The organism is Alphaproteobacteria bacterium (assembly GCA_037146715.1).
Classification (GTDB): Bacteria; Pseudomonadota; Alphaproteobacteria; order UBA7879; family UBA5542; genus JBAWWO01.
Genome location: JBAWWO010000007.1, coordinates 23042 through 44149 on the forward strand (window position 1 = coordinate 23042; position 21108 = coordinate 44149).

At 40.2% G+C, this 21108-nt stretch carries 22 protein-coding genes; 7 read left to right on the forward strand and 15 right to left on the reverse strand.

Annotation, left to right across the window (positions count from 1 at the left end; genetic code table 11):
- Nucleotides 1-25 precede the first annotated feature (25 nt).
- The 5 genes from WCG05_03395 to WCG05_03415 all read left to right on the forward strand — a co-directional run bounded on the left by WCG05_03395 (nt 26) and on the right by WCG05_03415 (nt 5993).
- Complete coding sequence (locus WCG05_03395) at nt 26-1369, forward strand: efflux RND transporter periplasmic adaptor subunit (protein ID MEI8321038.1); 1344 nt, start codon at nt 26-28, stop codon at nt 1367-1369.
- Nucleotides 1370-4498, forward strand: a complete 3129-nt coding sequence (locus WCG05_03400; GenBank protein MEI8321039.1) for an efflux RND transporter permease subunit — start codon at nt 1370-1372, stop codon at nt 4496-4498.
- 164 nt (nt 4499-4662) lie between these two features.
- Nucleotides 4663-4887: a 50S ribosomal protein L31 gene (rpmE, locus tag WCG05_03405; GenBank protein MEI8321040.1), complete on the forward strand. Its 225-nt coding sequence runs from the start codon at nt 4663-4665 to the stop codon at nt 4885-4887.
- On the forward strand, nt 4888-5379 hold the full coding sequence (locus WCG05_03410; protein MEI8321041.1) for an NUDIX domain-containing protein: 492 nt from the start codon (nt 4888-4890) through the stop codon (nt 5377-5379). It abuts the gene before it with no gap.
- 173 nt (nt 5380-5552) lie between these two features.
- A complete protein-coding gene (locus tag WCG05_03415; GenBank protein ID MEI8321042.1) occupies nt 5553-5993 on the forward strand; it encodes a hypothetical protein in 441 nt (146 codons plus the stop codon).
- A 4-nt stretch (nt 5994-5997) separates the two neighbouring features.
- Here WCG05_03415 and WCG05_03420 read toward each other — a convergent pair whose 3' ends face one another.
- From WCG05_03420 to WCG05_03440, 5 genes are read right to left on the reverse strand one after another with little or no spacing between them, the layout of a single operon-like run.
- On the reverse strand, nt 5998-6936 hold the full coding sequence (locus WCG05_03420) for a hypothetical protein (protein MEI8321043.1): 939 nt from the start codon (nt 6934-6936) through the stop codon (nt 5998-6000).
- Nucleotides 6933-7814 carry a hypothetical protein gene (locus WCG05_03425; protein ID MEI8321044.1) on the reverse strand — a complete coding sequence of 294 codons (882 nt, stop codon included), beginning with the start codon at nt 7812-7814 and terminating at the stop codon, nt 6933-6935. Before WCG05_03425 ends, WCG05_03420 begins: the two co-directional genes overlap by 4 nt.
- Complete coding sequence (locus tag WCG05_03430; GenBank protein MEI8321045.1) at nt 7811-8767, reverse strand: hypothetical protein; 957 nt, start codon at nt 8765-8767, stop codon at nt 7811-7813. The genes WCG05_03425 and WCG05_03430 overlap by 4 nt, the downstream gene beginning before the upstream one ends.
- A gap of 33 nt (nt 8768-8800) precedes the next feature.
- The gene (locus tag WCG05_03435; protein MEI8321046.1) at nt 8801-9271 is read right to left on the reverse strand and encodes a dihydrofolate reductase; all 471 of its coding nucleotides are present in this window, start codon (nt 9269-9271) and stop codon (nt 8801-8803) included.
- Nucleotides 9268-10062: a thymidylate synthase gene (locus WCG05_03440; protein ID MEI8321047.1), complete on the reverse strand. Its 795-nt coding sequence runs from the start codon at nt 10060-10062 to the stop codon at nt 9268-9270. Before WCG05_03440 ends, WCG05_03435 begins: the two co-directional genes overlap by 4 nt.
- Nucleotides 10063-10168: 106 nt before the next feature.
- Between WCG05_03440 and WCG05_03445 the strand changes: the two genes are divergently transcribed.
- A complete protein-coding gene (locus WCG05_03445) occupies nt 10169-11254 on the forward strand; it encodes an ATP-dependent 6-phosphofructokinase (protein MEI8321048.1) in 1086 nt (361 codons plus the stop codon).
- A gap of 53 nt (nt 11255-11307) precedes the next feature.
- Nucleotides 11308-11874 carry an outer-membrane lipoprotein carrier protein LolA gene (locus WCG05_03450; protein MEI8321049.1) on the forward strand — a complete coding sequence of 189 codons (567 nt, stop codon included), beginning with the start codon at nt 11308-11310 and terminating at the stop codon, nt 11872-11874.
- 22 nt (nt 11875-11896) lie between these two features.
- Here WCG05_03450 and secB read toward each other — a convergent pair whose 3' ends face one another.
- The 10 genes from secB to WCG05_03500 all read right to left on the reverse strand — a co-directional run bounded on the left by secB (nt 11897) and on the right by WCG05_03500 (nt 21017).
- Nucleotides 11897-12394, reverse strand: coding sequence for a protein-export chaperone SecB (secB, locus tag WCG05_03455; protein MEI8321050.1), 498 nt, complete (start codon nt 12392-12394; stop codon nt 11897-11899).
- Between the two features lie 33 nt (nt 12395-12427).
- Nucleotides 12428-13504: a glycosyltransferase family 4 protein gene (locus WCG05_03460; GenBank protein MEI8321051.1), complete on the reverse strand. Its 1077-nt coding sequence runs from the start codon at nt 13502-13504 to the stop codon at nt 12428-12430.
- Nucleotides 13501-14307 carry a class I SAM-dependent methyltransferase gene (locus WCG05_03465; GenBank protein ID MEI8321052.1) on the reverse strand — a complete coding sequence of 269 codons (807 nt, stop codon included), beginning with the start codon at nt 14305-14307 and terminating at the stop codon, nt 13501-13503. Before WCG05_03465 ends, WCG05_03460 begins: the two co-directional genes overlap by 4 nt.
- A gap of 12 nt (nt 14308-14319) precedes the next feature.
- Complete coding sequence (locus WCG05_03470; GenBank protein ID MEI8321053.1) at nt 14320-14820, reverse strand: transcriptional activator RfaH; 501 nt, start codon at nt 14818-14820, stop codon at nt 14320-14322.
- 6 nt (nt 14821-14826) lie between these two features.
- Nucleotides 14827-17553, reverse strand: coding sequence for a DNA gyrase subunit A (gyrA, locus tag WCG05_03475; protein ID MEI8321054.1), 2727 nt, complete (start codon nt 17551-17553; stop codon nt 14827-14829).
- Between the two features lie 28 nt (nt 17554-17581).
- Nucleotides 17582-18037, reverse strand: a complete 456-nt coding sequence (ssb, locus tag WCG05_03480) for a single-stranded DNA-binding protein (protein ID MEI8321055.1) — start codon at nt 18035-18037, stop codon at nt 17582-17584.
- A 161-nt stretch (nt 18038-18198) separates the two neighbouring features.
- A complete protein-coding gene (locus WCG05_03485; protein ID MEI8321056.1) occupies nt 18199-19131 on the reverse strand; it encodes a hypothetical protein in 933 nt (310 codons plus the stop codon).
- A 40-nt stretch (nt 19132-19171) separates the two neighbouring features.
- A complete protein-coding gene (locus tag WCG05_03490; GenBank protein MEI8321057.1) occupies nt 19172-19732 on the reverse strand; it encodes a CDP-alcohol phosphatidyltransferase family protein in 561 nt (186 codons plus the stop codon).
- Between the two features lie 12 nt (nt 19733-19744).
- Nucleotides 19745-20374 (reverse strand): SPOR domain-containing protein, encoded by a 630-nt coding sequence (locus tag WCG05_03495; protein MEI8321058.1) that lies wholly within the window; start codon nt 20372-20374, stop codon nt 19745-19747.
- Between the two features lie 58 nt (nt 20375-20432).
- Complete coding sequence (locus WCG05_03500) at nt 20433-21017, reverse strand: hypothetical protein (protein MEI8321059.1); 585 nt, start codon at nt 21015-21017, stop codon at nt 20433-20435.
- Nucleotides 21018-21108: the final 91 nt, after the last annotated feature.

Here is a 21108-nt window from a genome sequence, read left to right on the forward strand (position 1 = left end):
GAGGATTTTTTGAAGAGGAAAATAAATGACCGGGATGATTAAAAATATTAAACAATTTTTTTCCAAGAAGGAAAAACTAAAGAGCACCCCCAATATTTGGGTTGCATTCAAGGGGTTTTTTACGAATTTTTTTGCCCGAGTTGTGGACATTTTTCATAAAACATCTGCTCTTTTTCCCAACGTTTCAGTAGGTAAACTTTCTTTTATAAGTCCCTTGCAGTTATCAAAATATTCCAAAGCACCAAAGGTTTTGGAATCGACAAAATCTCCTAAGATTTCACCTACTAGTTTGTGGTCCATTATCTATTTCCAGGGCTTTTTGTTAGTTGCCATTGCTGCAGGCGGCATTTGGGCGTATTTTACCTATTTTAAAGCCCCAGCCATAGACAAAAATATTCCCCAAAATCCAACCTATGTTGAGGCAGCGCCGGTGGAAGAAGGTACCTTTGAAACTTTTGTGACGATTATGGGAACTCTGCGCGCAAATCAATCTATTCTAGTTCGTCCAGAGGTTGAAGGAAAAATAAAATCCATTAAATTTCAAACAGGTGACAAAGTCAGCAAGGGAGATGTTCTGATTGAAATGGATGATGCGATTTACAAGGCTATTGAAAAGGAATCGGTGGCGAAAGTTTTGCTTTACAAAGGCAAATACGAACGGGCTGAAAAACTTTATGAGCATCAGGCAGGAACTTTAAAAGAAAAAGAAGAAAATTTTGCCCAACTAAAAATGGCAGAAGCAGATTTTGACAAAGCTTACAACCAACGGCAAAAAACTATTATCCGCGCGCCTTTCGATGGGATTGTTGGATTTAAAGATATTAGCATTGGGTCCTATGTTCGTCCCGGCGAAGATTTGGTGACTTTAGATGAATTAGATCCTATCAAGGTTGATTTCCGGGTTGGCGAAAACATGATTGACCGCATTGCTTTGGGCAAAAAAGTTGAGTTGGTTGTGGAAGGATTTTTGGATAATCAGTTCGAAGCCACAATTGAAGCGATTGATCCGAATGTTGAACCCATTGGCCATAGCATTCGCATACGGGCGGCTTTGGACAATTCTGATGACTTGTTTAAGCCGGGTCTTTTTGCCAAGGTCAAAATGATGGATACGTCGCACGAAAACATCATCATGGTTCCAGAATCTGCTATAGAAAATCGCGGTAACCGAGAATCTGTGTATGTGATTGAAAATGGTATGGCTAAAAATGTGGTTGTGAAAGTTGGTAACCGTAATGGTGAAAAGGTAGAAATTCTGTCTGGCTTAAAACCAGGGCAAGTTGTTGTGACGGCTGGTCAAATGCGGTTTAGGGATAAAGAAAATCCTGTTATTATTCTGCCAAGCAATACTTTAAAGAATTTAATGTAAATGACCTTACCTGAAATTTGTATTAAAAGGCCCGTTTTATCCATTGTGATGACCCTTGTTTTGGTTATCGTTGGAATGGTTAGCTATACTCATTTACAGGTGCGTCAGTACCCGCAAGTTGACCGTCCTGTCATCAGCGTGATTTCTCAATACGAAGGGGCGGGGCCTCAGGTTATTGAATCCCGTATTACAAAACCACTGGAATCAGCTTTGGCTGCGGTGGAAGGGGTTGAATATATTAAATCTACCAGTGAGTCTGAATCAAGTAAGATCAACCTATTTTTCAAGCCCAATCGTGATATTGACGCTGCTGCCAGCGACGTGCGCGATCGTATTGCCCGGGTTCGGATGAAATTGCCAGAAGGGGTTCGGGATCCCATGATTCGGAAGTCCCAAGCGGACGCGGCGGGTATCATTGATTTGGCTCTTTATAGCGATGCAGGGGCCGATGTTGATGTGGCGGAACTTTATGACTATGCCCATCATTATTTGGAAAATGAAATTGAGTCTATTGCAGGGGTGGCTTCTGTCGAAGTTTTGGGATCAAACGGTCGGGTCATGCATGTGTGGCTGGATGCTGTTCGGATGGCAGCTTACCGTATTACAACCCAGGAAGTTTACTCATCTTTAAAGCAACAAAACGTTCATATGCCAGCCGGCCGTGTGATTGGGGACGATCGTGAATTTGTGCTGACAACAGCGGCAACCTTAAAAGATGAGGATGCTTATAAGAACGTTATTGTTAAAAATGAAAAGGGATATCTTGTTAAACTAAAAGATATTGCCAAGGTTGAATTCTCACCGGCACGGATTGATAGCATGGTTATGTATAATGGCCGCCCTGCGGTTGATATTGGTGTCATGAAAAAATCAGTGGGGAATCCTCTTGAAATTTCTGCGGAACTGCGAAAAATGTTGCCCACTATTCGTAAAAATTTACCTAAGGGGATGCATATTGAAATTGCGCAAGATACATCCGTATACATCAAGCAATCTATTGACGAGGTGTATCATACATTCTTTGAAGCTACGATTTGTGTTTTGCTGGTTATTTTGTTGTTTTTGTGGTCATTTAGGGCGTCGTTTATTCCCCTTATTACCATTCCTGTTTCGATTATTGCCACCTTTACACTGCTTTATATTTTTGGGTTCAGTATCAATACGTTAACTTTGTTGGCTGTGGTTTTGGCGATTGGGTTGGTGGTGGATGACGCCATCGTTATGATGGAAAACATTCACCGGTATATTGAAATGGGGATGAAACCCCGTGAGGCTGCGCTGAAGGGAAGTAAAGAGATTTCCTTTGCGATTATTGCCATGACATTGACTTTGGCAGCAGTGTATGCCCCCATTTCCCTATCAACGGGAATGATTGGAAAGCTGTTCACTGAATTCGCTTTGACCCTGGCTGGGTCTGTGATGATTTCTGGGTTTGTGGCCTTGACCCTGTCGCCTATGATGTGTGCCCATATTTTGAGGGGTCATGATCGGGATGAACCCAAAGAGATTCTTATTACAAAAAATATGGGATTTTGGACATCTTTCAAGATAAAATTCGATCGGTTTTTGCGAGCTGTTCATTTTGAAATTTTCTATAAAAAATTTGAAGTTTTTTATGAAAAAATTCTTAGAAAATCTATGGTTGGAAAAGGAGCTATTTTAGGGGCTGCTCTTTTGTTTTCAGGGGTTGGTGCCTTTATTGGCTTTAAAATATTGCCCAGCGAATTGGCCCCCCAAGAAGACCAAGGATACATTATGACAAAGGCCTACGTTCCACAAGGGGCCACCATTTCATACATTGCCCGCTATATGGATCAGGTCGATCAAATTTTGCGCAGCATGCCAGAGGTTAAAAATCAGCTTTCTTTTATCAAGTCAACAGATCCATACGCCTATACGGTTCTTTCAGATTGGTCTGAGCGGAAACGGTCTAGCATGGAAATTGTGAAAGAGCTTGAATCTAAACTGCAACGGGTCACGGGGATTACACCTCGGTCATCCCCAGGAAGTACAGTATTCGGGGGCGGTAAATCAGATGATGGATTCGAATACGTTCTGCAAACAACCCAAAGTTTTAATGAGGTTAACTATGCGGCAGCTTTGTTAGGGCAAGCCATCCGTCATGCCGGGATTGCTACCTATCTGAACACCAGTGACTCAGGGGATTCAGAAGAGTACGTTGTTGATATTGATCGGGATAAAGCTGGATCTTTAGGTATTGAAATTTCGACGATTGGGGAAACCCTTGATATGTTCATTCGTAGCCGTAAGGTGACTGATTTCCGCAAAGACAGTGAGCAATTTGATGTGATTGCTTCCGTTTCTGAACAGAACAAGCGATCCTTGAATGATTTGAACAACATGTATGTTCGGGGTCGCATTAAGGACAAGGAAACCATGGTGGCCTTAGCGGATATTATTACCCTAAGAAAGAACAGACTGCCCAACGTAATCAGCCATTATAACCAGTTGGTTTCTGTGGAATTGGGAGGGCCTTTAGCATCAGGTATTAGCCTTGGTAAGGCCGTTGAAACGATCGAATATTTATCAGAGCATGCCTTGCCCACAGGAATTCGATCTGACTTTTCTGGGGAAACACGACAATTCTTGCAGACGCGTTACACCATTTACTTGATTTTTGGGCTTGCCTTGACCTTTATCTTTTTGGTGATGGCGGCGCAGTTTGAAAGCTTTTCTGACCCATTGATCATTATGTTCACCGTTCCCTTGTCTTTGTCTGGGGCTTTGATTACCTTAAAACTAGTGGGGGGTTCTGTGAATATTTATACCCAAATTGGGCTGATTACCCTGATCGGGCTGATCACGAAACATGGGATTTTGATTGTGGAATTCGCGAACCAAATTCGTGAAAATGACGAAAAAATGACAAGGACTGAAGCCGTTATTCAGGCAACCATGCTGCGCTTGCGGCCTATTTTGATGACCACATCAGCTATGGTGTTGGGGGCTATTCCTCTAGTGTTTTCTGTGGGAGCTGGCGCTCAAAGCCGTCGTCAAATCGGGTGGGTTATTTTCGGCGGCATGCTAATTGGAACAGTCTTTACCTTGTTTGTTATCCCAGCTATTTATACGATTCTGTCTAAAAAGCATCGGGTGAAGATTATCTAGCCTATTGCCTTCTTTGGGCTTGACCCGAGGATCCAAAAATCAAGGAATGGGGCTCGAGTCGAAGCCTAAGGGATTCACTGGAGGGAGGATTTGCGAGATTCAAATTATTTTTATTGCATTTTACATCTAGATGCGTTAAAAATCTGCACACAAAGGAATTGAAAATGAGAAAAGGCATACATCCAGATTATCACACCATCAATGTTGTTATGACAGATGGCACAGAATTTGAAACACGTTCCACTTGGGGCAAAAAGGGGGATACCCTTCGTTTGCACGTGGACCCAAAGACCCATCCAGCATGGACAGGTGTTCACCGTCTTATGGACACTGGGGGTCAGCTCAGCAAGTTTAAGAATCGTTTCCAAGGTCTTACTAAGGGTTCCTAATTGGGCCCCGCAAGCGCGGAAAGTTCGGATCTGGGTTTGAACAAAACGGCTGAAACGCACGTTCTAGTTCGGGCGCTGATTTTGGATCAAGATCATGTGTTAGTTTGCAAAACCCTTGATCTTCCCATTAACTTTTACTTCTTTCCCGGCGGCCATATTGAAAACGGTGAATCAGCAGTCTCAGCCCTGCTGCGCGAGTTGAGGGAAGAAACAGGCGCTGAGTGCAACGTTAAAAGATTTCTGGGCTGTCTTGAGTATATCTTTGAACCAGGGAATTTTGCCCGGTGCCATAATCATAAGTATTCCTTTTTGTTTGAAGCAGAATCCGACGCTTTAAAGTTGGACCTTTCCCTTCCTCAAATTGAATCGCATCTTCAACTTTTATGGATTCCCCTGAACCAAATAAATGAAATTGATTTTCGTCCTGCCCCGTTAAAGAAGATTATCCCAGTGTGGTTGAAGGCCCATTTCAACGGCGCTTTTGGGAGTTAAGTGCCCCTTCTATCAAAACTCTTCCCTAAATCAAAAACTAAAGATAAACTAAAGATAAGTAAAAAATAATAAAAAACATGTTCAATATATATTTGATAGGCTTTTTATTACTATTTTAGATCGAGGTTCTCTCATCATCTGCTGAGCCCAATGACGATGCTTATTCTTCTTTTATGTCAGGAAAGTATATTGAATTTGATGTAGATTATTATCTGAAGCCCTTTGTTGGTCTGAAAAGAATAACTTATTTAAAGAAAGAATTAGATAACATCCGGCACATATTTTCTGAAGATTTGGGACGTTTTGGTGAAACGGTGTTGAAATTTATAGATTCTGATTTCGCAAATAAAAAATTGGAAATTATTTGGATGGAAGCTATAGAAGAATTTTTTTCAGAAGAGGAATACGTGGATCACGATTTTATTCTTCCAATTTATGGTCCGGCTTTTTACGATTTATTTTTAGATATTTATAAAAAACGTAAGAATATTTATCAATTTTTTGATAAAAAGAAGTTGCAGTTAGCGGCAGCCCCCTATAACAGGCTTTTTAGCAAATACAAAAAAATTAACTTTGAAGTTAGATTGCTTAAAAAAAGACAGACTTTTGTGTAGCCTTTTACAAACTATAAAGCCATCCAGCAATTTTACGAAACATAGGTAGATTAATAAAATAACGCTCTAAAGCAGAGATCTTATTATAATCAAAAAACAGGCTTTCATCTTGGTTACTGGGGTGACGGTGGTGCCATCTTAAAATGTTATTATAAGCCACATCCATATTAGATATCAAAGCAATACCTTCAGGATTTTGGTGGTAGGTAATGCTGAGCAATGATTGATCATAATGATGAAAAATTCTTTTACCTGCATGTTCTCTATAGGGGCCAGGACTGTCAGAAAGCAACTGGGGGTCTTCACAATAGGTCAACCATTTATTCACAAAATTGCGCGTTCTTGGGGTGTTTTTCATAAAAATCATTCCGGCCCATACTAACGGAGCATCGAAACATTCTTTTGTATCGCAATTTGTTTTGATAAGAGCCTGTCGTTTCGCGCTTTGCCCAAGAGTCCCGAACTCTTTTTTGTTTGGATAATAAACCAAAACCATGTCATGGGTTTTCAGTGAGTCTAAAATTGGATTCAAATTTCTCTTTATAACAAAGCCGGAATCAATATAAAAAACATAGGAATTCTCTGGTGTTTTCTTTAAAGCGTCCATAATAAGCCAAGGTTTCCACAACCAAAGGCCGGCCCCTGCTTTTTTGGAAAAAATATCCTTATGGTTTTCCAGAAATTTTGGATCAATGAGCTTTTTATTATAATTAAAAAAATAGCTGATACCCTTTTGTATGCCAGAATACACAAGCATTTTTTGATTTTTATGAAAAACATCGGGTCCATCTGCATAGGAAACCAAATAGACTGCTTCTTTAAGTTCCTTTTCCAAAGGAGTTTTTGAAAGGTCAGTTAGAAAAAATGCCCTCATAAAAACAACAGCAGAGATAAAAAGGGCTAAAGCCAAACCAATAAGTGAGAATTTAACTAAATATTTCATGGAAGTGAGTATCCTATGAATTTTAAAAAAGTTTTCCAATAGGGGAAAATTTTTGGGTAGTTGTTTTTTAGCCATAAAGTAAAAGGATAATCTTTTGCTACAGGCAGAACAGTTTTTATATCAATTCCCTCTTGACGTAAAAACTCTAAAGAGCCCTCTTGCCAGAATCCTAAGTTAATGGCATTTACAAAGGTGATGGGGTAGTCTTTTACAATGGCTAAAAAAGGAGATCGCATTCCCGCACTGCGCATGCCTCCATAGCTTTCAAATTCCCATGGAGACTCGTTCTTTTTAATAAGCCATTCAAACACATCTTTTTTCCAAAAGGCGGCCTGAAGGGCTGTTCTGTAGCCTAAATATTGACTTTTAATAATTGAATTTTTAACTGAGAAAAAGGGTTTTTGGGTATCTGCGTAAGAAGCAGTATCCTGGTTCAATTGTATATAGGGAATATGATTTTGTTCCATTTTTTTGATCAAGTAACATAGAAACTCATCATTCACAGGCTGTGATAAAAAATAATCCTCTTGCAAATACAAAACATACTTTGTTTTTACGTGAGATAAAACCTGCAACATATTATCTGACCAGCTTTTATCTTCTCCTGTTTGAAAATTCTGTATGCCTTTAAAAGAAAATGGTTTCTTGTTAGTGATCAAAATAATCGGCACATTTTTGTTATAGGTTTTTAAAGAGGGCCAATATTTAAAAATAAGTTTAGCAAAAGGTTCCCAAAGTTCCGCATATTTATCACAGGATGAAATGATAATGGTTACATCTTTCAGACGGGCATCTATAACCCCATCTATTGTTTCAGCCTTTGAAAGGCTCGAAAAACCTAGAAATAAAACAGCTATTAAATATATTATTCTTTTCATTTTGAACCCCTTTGGGGTTTATACTTTTCAAGCCTGCTGATATCCCTGTTTTTAAATTTAGGATCAAAACATCTTAATACTTTAACCCAACGTCTGAACACTCCTGGTAGGTTGTTTTTTAGCCATAAAGTGAAGACATAGTCTTTGTCTATGGGGAGTTTTAAGTTGGCAACAGATATGCCCTTTGTTTTCAAAAATTCTAAAACAGGGTGATCCCAAAACCCCAGGTGGCAGGCTTTTACAAAGGTGATGGGGTAGTTCTGTTGCAAAAACAAAAATGGTTGCATGCTTCCCATAGCGCGCACACTACCTAAATAGGCAAAATCTTTCGGGTAAAATTCACACCCCCAGATGCAGTGATCTTTTAAAAGCCAATCCAGCTCATCTTTTTCCCACAAAGCTGGTAGGGTCGATATGAGATGAGCATCTTGCTTGTCTTTTTGGTAAGCACTGTCTATTGCAGGAAAAGAGGTGGCATTTTCATAGGGGGTCCCTTTGCTTAATTCAATGTAGGGAATTTTATTTTCTTTCATTTTATCGAATAGATAGGACAAGAATTTTTCATCCACTGGACCAGACAAGAAATAAGATTCTTGCAAGTACAAAACATATTTGGTTGTGACCTTGGATAAAGCGGCCTTCATATTTTTCGACCATCCCTGATTCTTTCCCCCTTTAAAATTTATAATCCCTGGAAAAGAAAAAGAGCGCTCATCGGTTATTAAGACAATTGGAATTTGGCTGTTATAGGTTTTTAAGGATGGCCAATAGGTAAATAACAATTTACAAAAAGGCTCCCAAAGCTCTGCGTAATCATCAGTCGAAGATACAAGAATTGTGAGATCTTTTAATTCAGGTGCTTCAATTTTTTGACCAGTTGAGGCTAAGCAGCCAGCGCTTTGAACAAGAAAAAACAGGCCTATTACTAATAATATCTTTTTAAATTTTTTCATGTTCGTTTTATTAGCCTATTTAAGACGAATTGTCTATCTTCTCTCAAATACTTTTGTTGTAAAAGCGCCGTGATTTTCTGCAGAAACTAACGACCACTCTTTCCAACTTACTTCGGGAAAACAGGTGTCTCCCTCACATTCCTGATGCACCACAGTTAAATAAATTTTGGAAGCTAAAGGCAAAAAAGATTCATAGATTTGGGCGCCCCCGATAACCATTATTTCTTCGCAGTTACCTGCTGCATGCAAGGCTTCTTCTATGCTTGAAACAACATGGCATCCGAGGGTTGGTTGTGGGTCTCGACTTATAATAATGTTAACCCGATTGGGTAGGGGCCTTTTCCCCATAGAATCAAAAGTCTTTCGCCCCATAATCACGGGCTTGCCCGCCGTCATTTTTTTGAAATATTTCAGTTCTTCTGGCAGATGCCAGGGCAGAGAATTTTTATGGCCTATGACCCCATTTTCACTTGTGGCAGCAATAAGAGAAATGCAAGGTTTCATACGGCAATAGGGGCCGCAATCCACGGATGGGATTGATAATCAATCAAATTAAAATCTTCATATTTAAAATCAAAAATAGACTTAACATCTGGGTTCATTTCCATTTTAGGCAGGGCATAGGGTGTTCTGGAAAGCTGTTCCCGGGCCTGATCCAAATGATTTGTGTAAAGGTGAGCATCCCCCAAAGTATGGACAAAATCACCCATTTGTAAGCCGGTTACTTGGGCAATCATCTGGGTCAACAAAGCGTAGGATGCTATGTTGAAAGGCACCCCCAAGAAAATATCAGCACTGCGTTGATACAGTTGACATGATAATTTTCCATTAGCCACATAGAATTGAAACAAGCAATGGCATGGAGGCAGAGCCATGGATGGAATTTCTGCCACATTCCAACTGCACACTAGAAGTCGTCTGGAATCTGGGTTGGTTTTAATCATGTGAATAAGGTCGGAAATTTGGTCTAAATTCTCGCCTTTTCCATTAGGCCATGACCTCCACTGTTTTCCATAGACGGGGCCCAGATTTCCCTGTTCATCGGCCCACTCATCCCAAATGGTAACACCTGCTTCATTCAAACTACGAACGTTTGTTTCTCCTCGCAGAAACCACAATAGTTCATGAATGATGGACTTCAAGTGCGCTTTTTTGGTGGTGACTAAGGGAAATCCTTTGGTCAGATCAAACCGCATCTGATGACCGAATACGCTTAAAGTGCCCGTTCCTGTTCGGTCTTCTTTTTTGACGCCCTTATCCAGAACGTGTTGCATTAAATTGAGATATTGTTCCATAATCTAAAAATACTTTAACATTTAATGGAAGTCTAATCAAAAAATTCTGGACAAAAAATTCAAGGCAGAACATGATGGGGCTAAGATGAAATCGTTGAAGAGTTCTATGAAAAAGAAAATCGGAATTATTACAAGTGGCGGGGATTGTGCGGGGTTGAACGCCACTATTCGGGCTATTGTTCAATGTGCTAAACTCAAATACAACTGGGATGTAGTTGGCATTCATCGGGGTGGTAGCGGTTTGATGAGCTCTCCCATCCAATATGAAGAACTAGATGTTGATTTTCATGGCTTTAGCCACGTTTTGCTGCGGATGGGAGGCACTATTTTGGGGACGACTACAAAGGGCAATCCCTTGGCCTTTCATATGGCAAATGGCCAGATTGTGGATCGTTCCCAGGAAATGGCAAAAAACTACCATGCTTTGGGGTTGGATGCCTTGATTGTAACGGGCGGTGATGGCAGTTTGAAGATTATGAATGAGGTTGCCCGCCGGGGAAAGATGAACATTGTTTGTATCCCAAAGACAATTGATAATGATATTTCCATGACAGAAGCCCTGGGATTTGAAACGGCGGTTAATGTAGCGATGGAAGCTCTGGACCGGTTGCAACCCACAGCGGCTAGCCATGACCGTGTGATGATTTTAGAATTGATGGGTCGCGATGCGGGCCACATTACATTATCTGCGGGCATAGCAGGGGGGGCTGATATTATATTAATTCCTGAGGTTCCCTTCAGTATTGCCGCAGTCGTTGATAAAATCAAAACTATTATGAAAACAGGACGTAACTTTGCCCTTATCGCCGTATCTGAAGCCGCTTACCCGAAGGATGGAGAGCCCCATATGGTCCACTATAAAAATGGATCTAGTCGCTATGGAGGCATTGGGCATTTCTTGATGAAAGAAATTGATAAGCATATGGATATTGAAACCCGTGTGACCGTTTTGGGCCATGTGCAAAGGGGCGGTGAACCCGTTGCTAGGGATCGTATTTTAGCCTCAGCGTTTGGGGTGTATGCTGTTGATTTGGTGGCCCAGGGCAAGTTTGGCCGCATGGTTGCCTGGCAAGGACGTGAACTGACGGATGTTGATATTTTGGAGGCTGTGAATTCCTATCACACGGTTGATTTAAAGGGAACTTTGGTTAAAACAGCTCGGGGATTAGGGATTTCCTTTGGTGAGTCTTAATGGGACGCTTCTTTTTCTTTCTTTTCAAGAAAGGTATAATTCTATTCGGCTGTATGGTTTTTTGGGATAGTTTCTCTCAAGAATTTTTGCCAGCACATACTCTGAAATGCATAGAAAAAAAGCTCAATCATATTGAAACTTTAAAGGCCCGGTTTATTCAAAAGGATTCATCTGACCAGATTTTAAGTGGTACTTTTTATTTGGTGCGCCCCTTTAACATAAGGTTTGAGTATGATGCGCCCGCTCCTTGCTTGATTGTCAGTGACGAAAAATCTTTGATTTATGAGGATTATAAAACCCAACAGGTGACCTTTTTTCCTGCAAAAGCTTTGTTACCAGATCTTTTAACAAAGAAAAATATATCTCTTTCAAAAGATGTCAAAATTTTGAAAAGTTGGATCAAAGATGGCAATAGCTTCTTATTTGTAGCCAACGAGGCCGGTGGTCAAATTATGTTTGAATTCAATAAAGAAGGTACTCTAAAAGGGTGGACAACCCAAGATGCCTTTGATCAAACGATTAAGGTGTCCTTACTTAGAACGGAAGAAAATATTCCCCTTGCCAGCGACCTATTTGTTTATAAAAGATCACCGACAAGAAAGCATAAACATCAATCTTAGAATGTATTCTTCCAGACTTGAATTAATTCACAGCCTGACTACTTACAGACTCTTTGGCTTTTTCCTGCTGCTGAGTGTACAAGGTATGGAAATCTACACAGTTCAGTAGCAAAGCTTGCATACCTCCCCCTTGAGTCAAATTAGAAACAAGATTGCGGGCAAAGGGGAATATAAGTTCTGGGGCATCAATAAGCAGAAGTTTTTTAACTTCATCCTCAGGCAATTCTTTTGTAATTGTAAAAACGCCCCCATAAACAAGTTCAATTAGGAAAGAAAGTTTATCTTCCAGTTTTGATTGAATATCAATAGAAAGAGCCACCTCGTACACATTTTTATCCAAAGGATTCACGCCTACCTGCAAATTAATCTGAATATCGGGCTTTTTACCGGGATTTCCCAAGACAGAAAAAATGCCAGGATTCTCAAAAGAAAGATCTTTAATATAAAGGGTGTCATTGACCAAGGGGCGATCAATAGACCGACCGGTTCCATTTGTTTTATGTTCATGTGTGTTTGTCATTTTTACTCTCTTTCTTTTAATAAAAAATAATCCCTAGGAATTTATCACTTTTTCCCATAATTTCAAAATACGATCTTCACTAAAATCAGTTGAAATCTTTTTAGCCTGCTTTGATAGGGCTGAACGCAGTTTAGTATCTTTAATTAAAGTCAGCATTTTTTCAGTCAAAACTGTCACGTCTTCAATAGGAAATAGAAGCCCGTTTACCCCATCTTGCACCACATCCACATTGCCTGAACAGGCGGAGGCAATAACGGGCAATCCCACGGCCATAGCTTCACATAGGGCATTCGGAAACCCCTCATAACGGGATGGGAAAACGAATAGATCTGCTTTAACCAACTGTTCTTGAATATTTTTTGTAACCCCGGGTAAGAAAACTTTATCTGTTAAATTCAGATTTCTGATCAGGTTTTCAAGATCATTTCTTTGATCCCCTTCCCCATAAATGGTGAGGATTAAATCTGGATTATTTTTAACAACAGTTGAAAAAGCTTTAATCAAGCTAGCCTGGTCTTTTTGAAGAACTAAACGACCCACAGAAACAATGTGACGCACCTTTTCTTGCACCTTATAGAACCCTGAAAACTTCTTAATAGAGTTAGGGATAATTTCTATCAACGGTTGAAATGATGCTGGAAAATAACTAGCCACTGCCCCTGTTTGCACCACAATTTTATGGGCCCATTTGTAACTCTTAAACCGCATCCATTCAACAATCCAAGGGAGCTTGTGATGAGCTGGGTCAATGCGCTCGGATACAATGACGGGATGGTTAAGTCCTTTGTTTAGGAGCAAAACCGCGATATTCGTTTCTGTTATAAAAGAAATGATTGGGCCGGATTTTATTTGTTTGAGTTGGGTTCTTAGTAGAAAAAGTTTGATAAAAAGTCTCCAGAGGCGTTTTAAAATAAATCTAGCGGATGACTTGTGTGCTCCCAGTTGAGTAAGTTGGATAGTTGCCGCTAAAGGATAAAAAGGGGCATCCGTTGGGCAGGAAAATGTGATAATTTGGACATCGTGAAATGATGATAATTGATTAGCCAAAGCACACAAAACCCGTTCTGCCCCCCCGGCACTAAGCTGATTGATGACAAAGGTTATTTTCATGAATTTTTAATAAACACAAATTCATTGCATCCCAAACCTCCTTGGCAAGTTTTTAAGAAGGTTAGGTTAAATTTTCTCTCATGGAAAAAGTCAAAAACTTCTTCGGGTTTTGCTACCTCAAAGGGGTATCCGCCCGCCCAATCGATAATGTCGTAATAGGCTGACATTCCTCGACTTTTTTTATAGTTTTGAAAAGATCTGAAAGGGTTCCCATGTCTTATAAAATCCAAAATCAAACTCAACGTCCAACACCTGACAGCCGTGTACCCAATAATAATCCCTTTGATAATTTTGCCAGAATGGGCGTAAGTCTTTTTCAATTTGGTCCAAATTTTTGATTCTAATCCCTGGTCATTATAGATAGAGATAAACAGAGTTCCCTCTTTTTTGACAAAGCCGACCACATTTTCAAAGGCTTTGTACATATGTCCCGTGTGATGCAAAACACCCCAAGAATAAACAATATCATGGGTACCTAGGCTTTTGATAAGTTTATCATCCAGAACGGATCCTTGAAAAATTTCCCAATCTTTAGTGATTTTAAATTTATCCTTCAGAAATTCGGCACAATCTACAGATTTTTGATCGTAGTCAAAGGAAATGACCTTGGCTCCTAAGCGATGCGCGGCTAGACTGAAAAGGCCACTTCCACAGCCAACATCCAAAAAACTAAGACCTTTTAGGTCTGTCTTATTTAGAGATTTTTTTAAACTTTTTTCTGCCTCTTGGATGCGCTCCTCTGAGAGAGTTTCTAGAAAATTTTTCCAATTCTGCCCGAAAGCAAAGCGTTTTTCCGTTGTCATTATTTGTCCTCTTTAATCCTTATCAACAAAATGGCGGGATACGGTTATTTTTGTATCACGTCCCAAAAAATTTAGCAAAAGTTCTACGCGGTCTTTATCAGACATTTTTTCAAACACAGCCGTATGTCCTTTGAAAACACCCTCTTGTATAGAAACAGAATCTCCTTTTTGGAAAAGAGAAAGCTGCTCCAGGGGAACAAGACCTTCTTGAGTTTCCGCAGCCTGAAGCTCTGTGATCACAGATTCGGGAATGGGAATCGGTTTGCTATCTTGAGATATAATATAGGAAACCCCGCGGGTTCCATTAATAGAACGCCACAGATCCTTTGTGATATCAAGATTCACAAATAAATAACGGGGGAAAAGGGGGCTTAAAACTTCTTCTACTTTACGAGCATGTCGCCGGGTTTTTTTGAAGCGAGGCAAATAAACCAGAAACCCCTGTTCTTGCAAATGCTGACAGGAAGTTAATTCTTTTTGAGGATGGGTATAGACAACAAACCACTCTCTCATGAGGAATCATTCTTGAGCAGAAATCTCTGCAGAACCCTCAAGAGAACCTTCTTCAAAATCCATTTCATCATCTTCAAAAATGCGTTCTGCAGATACCACTTTTTCTGAGTCATTCAAACGGAATAAGCGAACCCCCTGGGTCCGACGACTTGCAATACGAATTTCCATAACACGGGATCGAATCAATTGACCTTCGTTTGTCACAAGCATCAAGTGGTTGTCATTGGTCACAGGGAAAGAAGCCACTACAAGACCTGTTTTATCGGTAAGCTCCATATTGGCAACCCCTTGACCACCGCGATTTGTAATGCGGTATTCATAGGCCGAGGTACGTTTACCGTACCCTTTTTCTGTAACAGTTAAAATGAATTCTTCTTGATCAGCCATTTCTTTGAAGCGATCCTCTGACAAGGTCAGGTTCGTGTTAACAACTTCCACCGGCTCAGCAGCTTCATCCACCATACCACGCAACAAGCGAGATTGACGCAGATAGGCATCCCGTTCTTCAATGGTAAAGGATCCATGTTTCAAAATAGACATGGACACAATGAAGTCTTTGGGGGCTAACCGAATACCCCGAACACCTGTTGAATTACGGCTGGCAAACACACGCAAGTCCGTTGAGTGGAACCGAATACAGCGACCATGACGGGTAGCTAACAAAACATCCTGGTTATCGTCACAGGTTGCAACGGCCACAAGATGTTCACCTTCTTCTAATTTCATGGCAATTTTTCCATTGGCACGAATATTCAAGAAATCGGAAAGTAAGTTTTTACGTACATTTCCAAGGGAAGTTACGAAAATAATATTCAATTTATCCCAAGTTTCTTTGTCATCAGACAGGGCCAAAATGGTTGAAATCTTCTCATCTTTTTCAATGGGCAGCATATTAATAAGGGCTTTTCCTTTTGAAGTTGCTGTGCCCAAAGGAAGTTTGTAAACTTTTAGAACATAGGCCTTTCCAAAGGATGAAAAGAATAGAATGGGTGTGTGCGTTGTGGCCACAAACAGTTGATCCACAAAGTCTTCTTCCCGGGTTTGCATACCGCTGCGACCACGACCACCGCGCTTTTGTGCACGGTAAGTGGAAAGGGGAACGCGCTTGATATAGCCCGCATGGCTAACTGTAATGACCATGTCTTCTACTTGAATCAGGTCTTCCATATCGGCGGTAATATCTCCCTCAACAAGTTGCGTTTTGCGAGGGGTTGCGAATTTTTCTTTTATTTCTAAAAGCTCTTCCCGAAGAATTCTAAGCACTTCAGAACGGTAAGACAAAATATGAATGTACCGCTTAATTTCTTCTGTTACTTCTTGTAAATCCGCAGCAATTTTTTCCCGTTCAAGGCCAGTTAGGCGGTGAAGTCTTAAGTCCAAAATCGCTCTGGCTTGCCGTTCAGAAAGACGAATACTGCCAGAGTTAAAATCTACCTCATCCGCAGATTCAACCAGCTGAATAAAGGGTCCCATATCCTTAACTGGCCAAGAACGAGCCATCAACTCTTCTTTCGCTAGAACAGGATCGGCCGCCTTACGGATCAAAGCGATAACTTCTTCGATATTAGCAACAGACAGAGCAAGCCCAATCAAAATATGAGCCCGATCCCGCGCTTTACGTAATTCAAATTTGGTCCGACGGGTAATAACTTCTTCCCGGAAAATAACAAAAGCTTCAATGATTTGACGCAGATTCATCATTAAGGGCATGCCCGCTGCGTCCAGGGCCAACATGTTGATACCAAAGGTATCTTGCAAGGGTGTTAATTTATAGAGCTGATTCAAAATGACGTTAGAATCCACGTCTTTTTTCAGCTCAACCACCATCCGGACGCCATCTCTGTCAGACTCATCGCGGATATCAGAAATGCCTTCAATCAACTTACCATTCACAAGCTCAGCAATGCGTTCCATTACTTTTGCTTTGTTAGTTTGGTAAGGCACTTCTGTGAAAATGATAGCTTCCCGGTCTTTTTGGTATTCTTCTATGTGTGCTTTTGCCCGCATAGTGACGGAAGCATGACCTGTTCTATAGGCCTCAAAAATCCCATGACGACCAATGATTTCAGCCCCTGTTGGGAAGTCGGGTCCAGGAATATGTTCCATTAATTCTTCAACGGTAATTTCTGGGTTGTCTAAATAAGCGAAACATCCATCGATAACTTCTCCCAAATTATGAGGGGGTATGTTAGTGGCCATACCAACAGCAATTCCCCCAGCACCATTGACAAGTAGGTTAGGGAAACGGGCAGGCAATACACAAGGTTCAACCGTTGTTTCGTCATAGTTGGGGCGAAAATCAACAGCATCTTTATCTAAATCTTCAATTAAGTAATGGGATGGATGAGACAACCTGGCTTCCGTATAACGCATAGCAGCGGGGGAATCCCCATCCATGGATCCATAGTTTCCATGACCATCGACCAAAGGAACCCGCATGGAAAAGGATTGAGCCATACGGACCATGGCATAATAAATAGCCTGGTCTCCGTGGGGATGGTATTTACCCATAACGTCCCCGATAATACGGGCAGATTTTCGGAAGGGCTTGTTATAGTCTAACCCCCCTTCTTTCATAGAGTACAAAATGCGTCGATGAACAGGTTTTAAGCCATCGCGAACGTCGGGCAAGGCACGACTTACAATCACGCTCATAGCGTAATTGAGGTAAGAGGTCCTCATCTCTTGTTCAAGACTTACAACGGTAACAGCGGTGTGCAATTTGTCTGACATAAATTTTATCTATATAAACTTTTAAGACTTAAAAAGGGATATCGTCATCAAGGACTTCCAAATTTATGGGAGCGGATGACTCAGACATGGAACCAGAATCTCTATCAAATGATATAGGTTCGCCAGATCCTTTGCTATCTAACATGGTGAGTTCCCCTTTAAATTTAGACAAAACAACCTCTGTAGTATAGCGTTCAGCTCCTGAAGTTGCATCATTCCACTTACGGGTTTGAAGTTGCCCTTCTATGTAAAGTTTAGATCCTTTTTTGACATATTTTTCAACAACATCCGCTAGTCTGTCATTAAATACAACTACCCGATGCCATTCTGTTTTTTCTTTACGTTCGCCAGAAGCTTTATCTTTCCATGTTTCTGAGGTGGCCAAAGAAAAAGTTGCTAATTTCCCCCCATCGGCCATATGCCTGATTTCTGGGTCTTTGCCTAAATTTCCTACGATAATTACTTTGTTAACGCTTGAAGCCATGATTGTATTCCTTACTTTAAAGCTTATTTAAAAGACGTTTCATCATAAGGAAATCCATGAAAATTCTCAAGACAATTCGGACAAATTTTACTATAGCTACGAAACTAAGATCAAGAGAAGCTTCAAGATGGAAAACCAGAGGGTCTTGAGAGCTGAATTTATCACGCAGTGCGTGATAAATTAGTTGTGTTTATGGGATTGGTTATCGCATAGTATATCTGGAGTTGATAAAGTATGCGGGCTATTTCGTCTAAATAGAGAGAAATATTATCTTTTGTAATAACGTCTGTGTCTCTCTCTCCAACTGTTTCAGATTTAATGTCACGTGGACGCAAGATAGTTTTTAGAAGTAACCCTTGACGTTCTATGTAAGGGGCATTGGAAATGGCCAAGATAGAACTATCTTGATTGACAGGGGCAGGAATTCCTATTTTTTCACACACATCTTCTCTGTCTTCCAACCAAGCATTAATAGAGTCATCTGTATTGGCACGCGATTTGCCCGGCGGTGGGGGAGTATTAACCCAGATTTGTGGCATCATTTCTAACGATGCAGGCTTTTTTGCTCTATCAAAAGCATATTTCATAGCACCTAGTTCTGTTATTGGAAGATTTTTCTCAAAAAGAAGGATTCCTATAGCCTCAGACTCTTCTGCATTTAAAGGCCTTGTGCTTCCCAAGAAAACAATGGTGTGTCCTCGAACCCCTTCGTTCCACAATCTAATCATATAATCTAGGCGATTTTTGATGGAAAAATAATTTGTGCCAAACACCAGAAAATGGCTATATGCGTTCTTGTGAGAAGGCACCTCATCTTGCAATCTTAGCGTCTTAAGAGTTTTGGCTATTTGATCTGGGCTAGAGTAAGATCTTTGTTGATCCCAACGTTCTCCTGTTCTTATCCATCCCGTCTTCTTGTCTTGAATAGCCGTTACAATTTCTTTAAGGGTTTTCGGATGCGCTATATTTGTTTGTTCTAAAAGTTCTATCAATGCTGGAGAAGGGGATTGATTAGGCTCTAAAAGTTGAGCTGCTTGACAAAAAGTGACAAGGCCTAGAAACAAACAAAAAATGAGAGATCTGAATAGCTTCATAGACTGCATTATGGGTGATGTAGAAAAAAAATCAAGAACCTTAAAGGCGCTCATTATGGAATAAAATCTTTGTTCCTATTTTTCCATAATCTATGAAAGAAAGAATGGTTGTAAAGGCAATGGGAAACAGTAAAAATTTTACATAGATAGAGCTTAGATTGTATTCGAGTGAAATCAGCCCCACAAAAACCAAAAGCATTTGGAAATTTGTATTCAATTTGCTGACAAAAGAGGGATTTATTTTCTTAAGTCGTTTCATTTTCCACAGAACAAAAACACCAGACATAATCAGCAGATCTCGACCAATGACAAGACCTGTCATCCATAGGGGAAAGATGGGGCTTATAAAGGTAAGGGCAACAAACATACCCCCCATAAAAATCTTGTCGGCTAATGGGTCCAGAATTTTCCCTAAAGATGTTTCCCACTTGAAAGTTCTGGCCAGATATCCATCCAAAAAATCACTAGCACATCCCACCACAAATAACACAAGAAGCCCCTGAAAATTTCCTTGAACGATTTTTAGAATCAACCAAAAGGTTACAATCAAACGGAACAGAGAAAGTAAATTGGGAATATTTTTTTTCAAATTTTGTTGCAAGGAAGAACTCTTTCAAACTTTCTTTGAAAAACAAGAAAGCCCTTTGGTTTTTAACTGCTCACATAGGCTATCAGCCTCTTGCTTGGTGGCAAAAGACCCACCATAAATGCGAAAGACAGTGGCATTATTCACTGTCGCTTCCCCGATGTCTGTTACCAAATTTTTCAAAAGATCTCCACTTTTTTTCTGAAGTTTAACCCATTCTTTTTGGGCAGACTCTCGAGAAGAAAGGGACGCCAGTTGAATCTTAAACAAACCACTAGGCATGGGCTGAATGGCTTCTTCCGCAGCAGGTTCAACTTTTATAACTTGAGGCAAAAGTTCTTCATCTTCGTTTTGAACCAACACGGTTTTTTTTGCAGGTGCATTTTTCTGAGAGATCAGATTATAAATAGATTTATCTCCATGAGGTGCAATGTATCCTCCTGGGTTTTCTGGCTTGACCTTGATAGGCATTTGGTCATTAGTGATGACCGGAATATTGGCTTCATCCACTTCATCTATTGTGGCATTCATGTGATACCATAAAAAGCTGAGCCCTGCCAAAATCAGAATTCCCAAACTAAGGACAAGAGCTGGTTTTGAAAGGCTTTTACGCCTTGGGACATCAGGACCATCTTTAATTTCCCAAACAGAACGCATGTTAATCTCCTTAAATATTTAATCTATCATATATCGAAATATGGAATTTTTGTCGATTTTATTTTCTGATGCGCACAGAAATGCGGGGGCCATCTAAATTATAAGAGCACAAAGTATATTTTGAATGCTGAGTATTTAGCGGAGAGCTCTCTTTTTTCGGAAGACCTTTTACTAAACGTTGAGATAAAAAGGTTTTATTTTTCATTTTCCATTCTACGTGAGGTTCGGAAAAATAAGATTTTCCAATAAGTAAAAGTTTAAAAGCCTCAAAATTTAAAACAGGGCAAGTTTGAACTTGTACACTTTGAGTTTTGGTTCCAATAGAAATTTTTGCAAAGTCTTTTCGCAAGTCTGACCTTAGATCATTCAGCCATTCAGGGGAGGGTTCGTAGGTGCATTCAATTATGGTATTGATGAATGTTCCCCTAAGAATTTTATTCGAATTGTTTTGACAAAAGGCTTTGACAATGTTTTTGGCCTTTGGGTCGATTTGAAAATCAGTTTCTTCATGAAAAGATTGACACAGCTGAGAGGTCGTTAGTTGAGGGCAAGGATTGGCTGAATTATTACTAGCCAAAAGTGGCTTTGATACCCCTATCAATAGGCATAGCAAAAACAGTAGATTTCTAAAACGATTTTTCATGTATTTCCTCTAAGCGCTAGCATAGGAAAATTGAGAAAAATCTGCAATAGAAAGTTTGATTTCAAAAAACATTGTTGACCAAAGAGCAAAA

Coding starts and splice junctions, on each gene's coding strand:
- WCG05_03395 (MEI8321038.1), top strand. CDS start 26: ATGACCGGGATGATTAAAAATATTAAACAATTTTTTTCCAAGAAGGAA.
- WCG05_03400 (MEI8321039.1), top strand. CDS start 1,370: ATGACCTTACCTGAAATTTGTATTAAAAGGCCCGTTTTATCCATTGTG.
- rpmE (MEI8321040.1), top strand. CDS start 4,663: ATGAGAAAAGGCATACATCCAGATTATCACACCATCAATGTTGTTATG.
- WCG05_03415 (MEI8321042.1), top strand. CDS start 5,553: ATGTCAGGAAAGTATATTGAATTTGATGTAGATTATTATCTGAAGCCC.
- WCG05_03420 (MEI8321043.1), bottom strand. CDS start 6,936: ATGAAATATTTAGTTAAATTCTCACTTATTGGTTTGGCTTTAGCCCTT.
- WCG05_03425 (MEI8321044.1), bottom strand. CDS start 7,814: ATGAAAAGAATAATATATTTAATAGCTGTTTTATTTCTAGGTTTTTCG.
- WCG05_03430 (MEI8321045.1), bottom strand. CDS start 8,767: ATGAAAAAATTTAAAAAGATATTATTAGTAATAGGCCTGTTTTTTCTT.
- WCG05_03435 (MEI8321046.1), bottom strand. CDS start 9,271: ATGAAACCTTGCATTTCTCTTATTGCTGCCACAAGTGAAAATGGGGTC.
- WCG05_03440 (MEI8321047.1), bottom strand. CDS start 10,062: ATGGAACAATATCTCAATTTAATGCAACACGTTCTGGATAAGGGCGTC.
- WCG05_03445 (MEI8321048.1), top strand. CDS start 10,169: ATGAAAAAGAAAATCGGAATTATTACAAGTGGCGGGGATTGTGCGGGG.
- WCG05_03450 (MEI8321049.1), top strand. CDS start 11,308: ATGGTTTTTTGGGATAGTTTCTCTCAAGAATTTTTGCCAGCACATACT.
- secB (MEI8321050.1), bottom strand. CDS start 12,394: ATGACAAACACACATGAACATAAAACAAATGGAACCGGTCGGTCTATT.
- WCG05_03460 (MEI8321051.1), bottom strand. CDS start 13,504: ATGAAAATAACCTTTGTCATCAATCAGCTTAGTGCCGGGGGGGCAGAA.
- WCG05_03465 (MEI8321052.1), bottom strand. CDS start 14,307: ATGACAACGGAAAAACGCTTTGCTTTCGGGCAGAATTGGAAAAATTTT.
- WCG05_03470 (MEI8321053.1), bottom strand. CDS start 14,820: ATGAGAGAGTGGTTTGTTGTCTATACCCATCCTCAAAAAGAATTAACT.
- gyrA (MEI8321054.1), bottom strand. CDS start 17,553: ATGTCAGACAAATTGCACACCGCTGTTACCGTTGTAAGTCTTGAACAA.
- ssb (MEI8321055.1), bottom strand. CDS start 18,037: ATGGCTTCAAGCGTTAACAAAGTAATTATCGTAGGAAATTTAGGCAAA.
- WCG05_03485 (MEI8321056.1), bottom strand. CDS start 19,131: ATGAAGCTATTCAGATCTCTCATTTTTTGTTTGTTTCTAGGCCTTGTC.
- WCG05_03495 (MEI8321058.1), bottom strand. CDS start 20,374: ATGCGTTCTGTTTGGGAAATTAAAGATGGTCCTGATGTCCCAAGGCGT.
- WCG05_03500 (MEI8321059.1), bottom strand. CDS start 21,017: ATGAAAAATCGTTTTAGAAATCTACTGTTTTTGCTATGCCTATTGATA.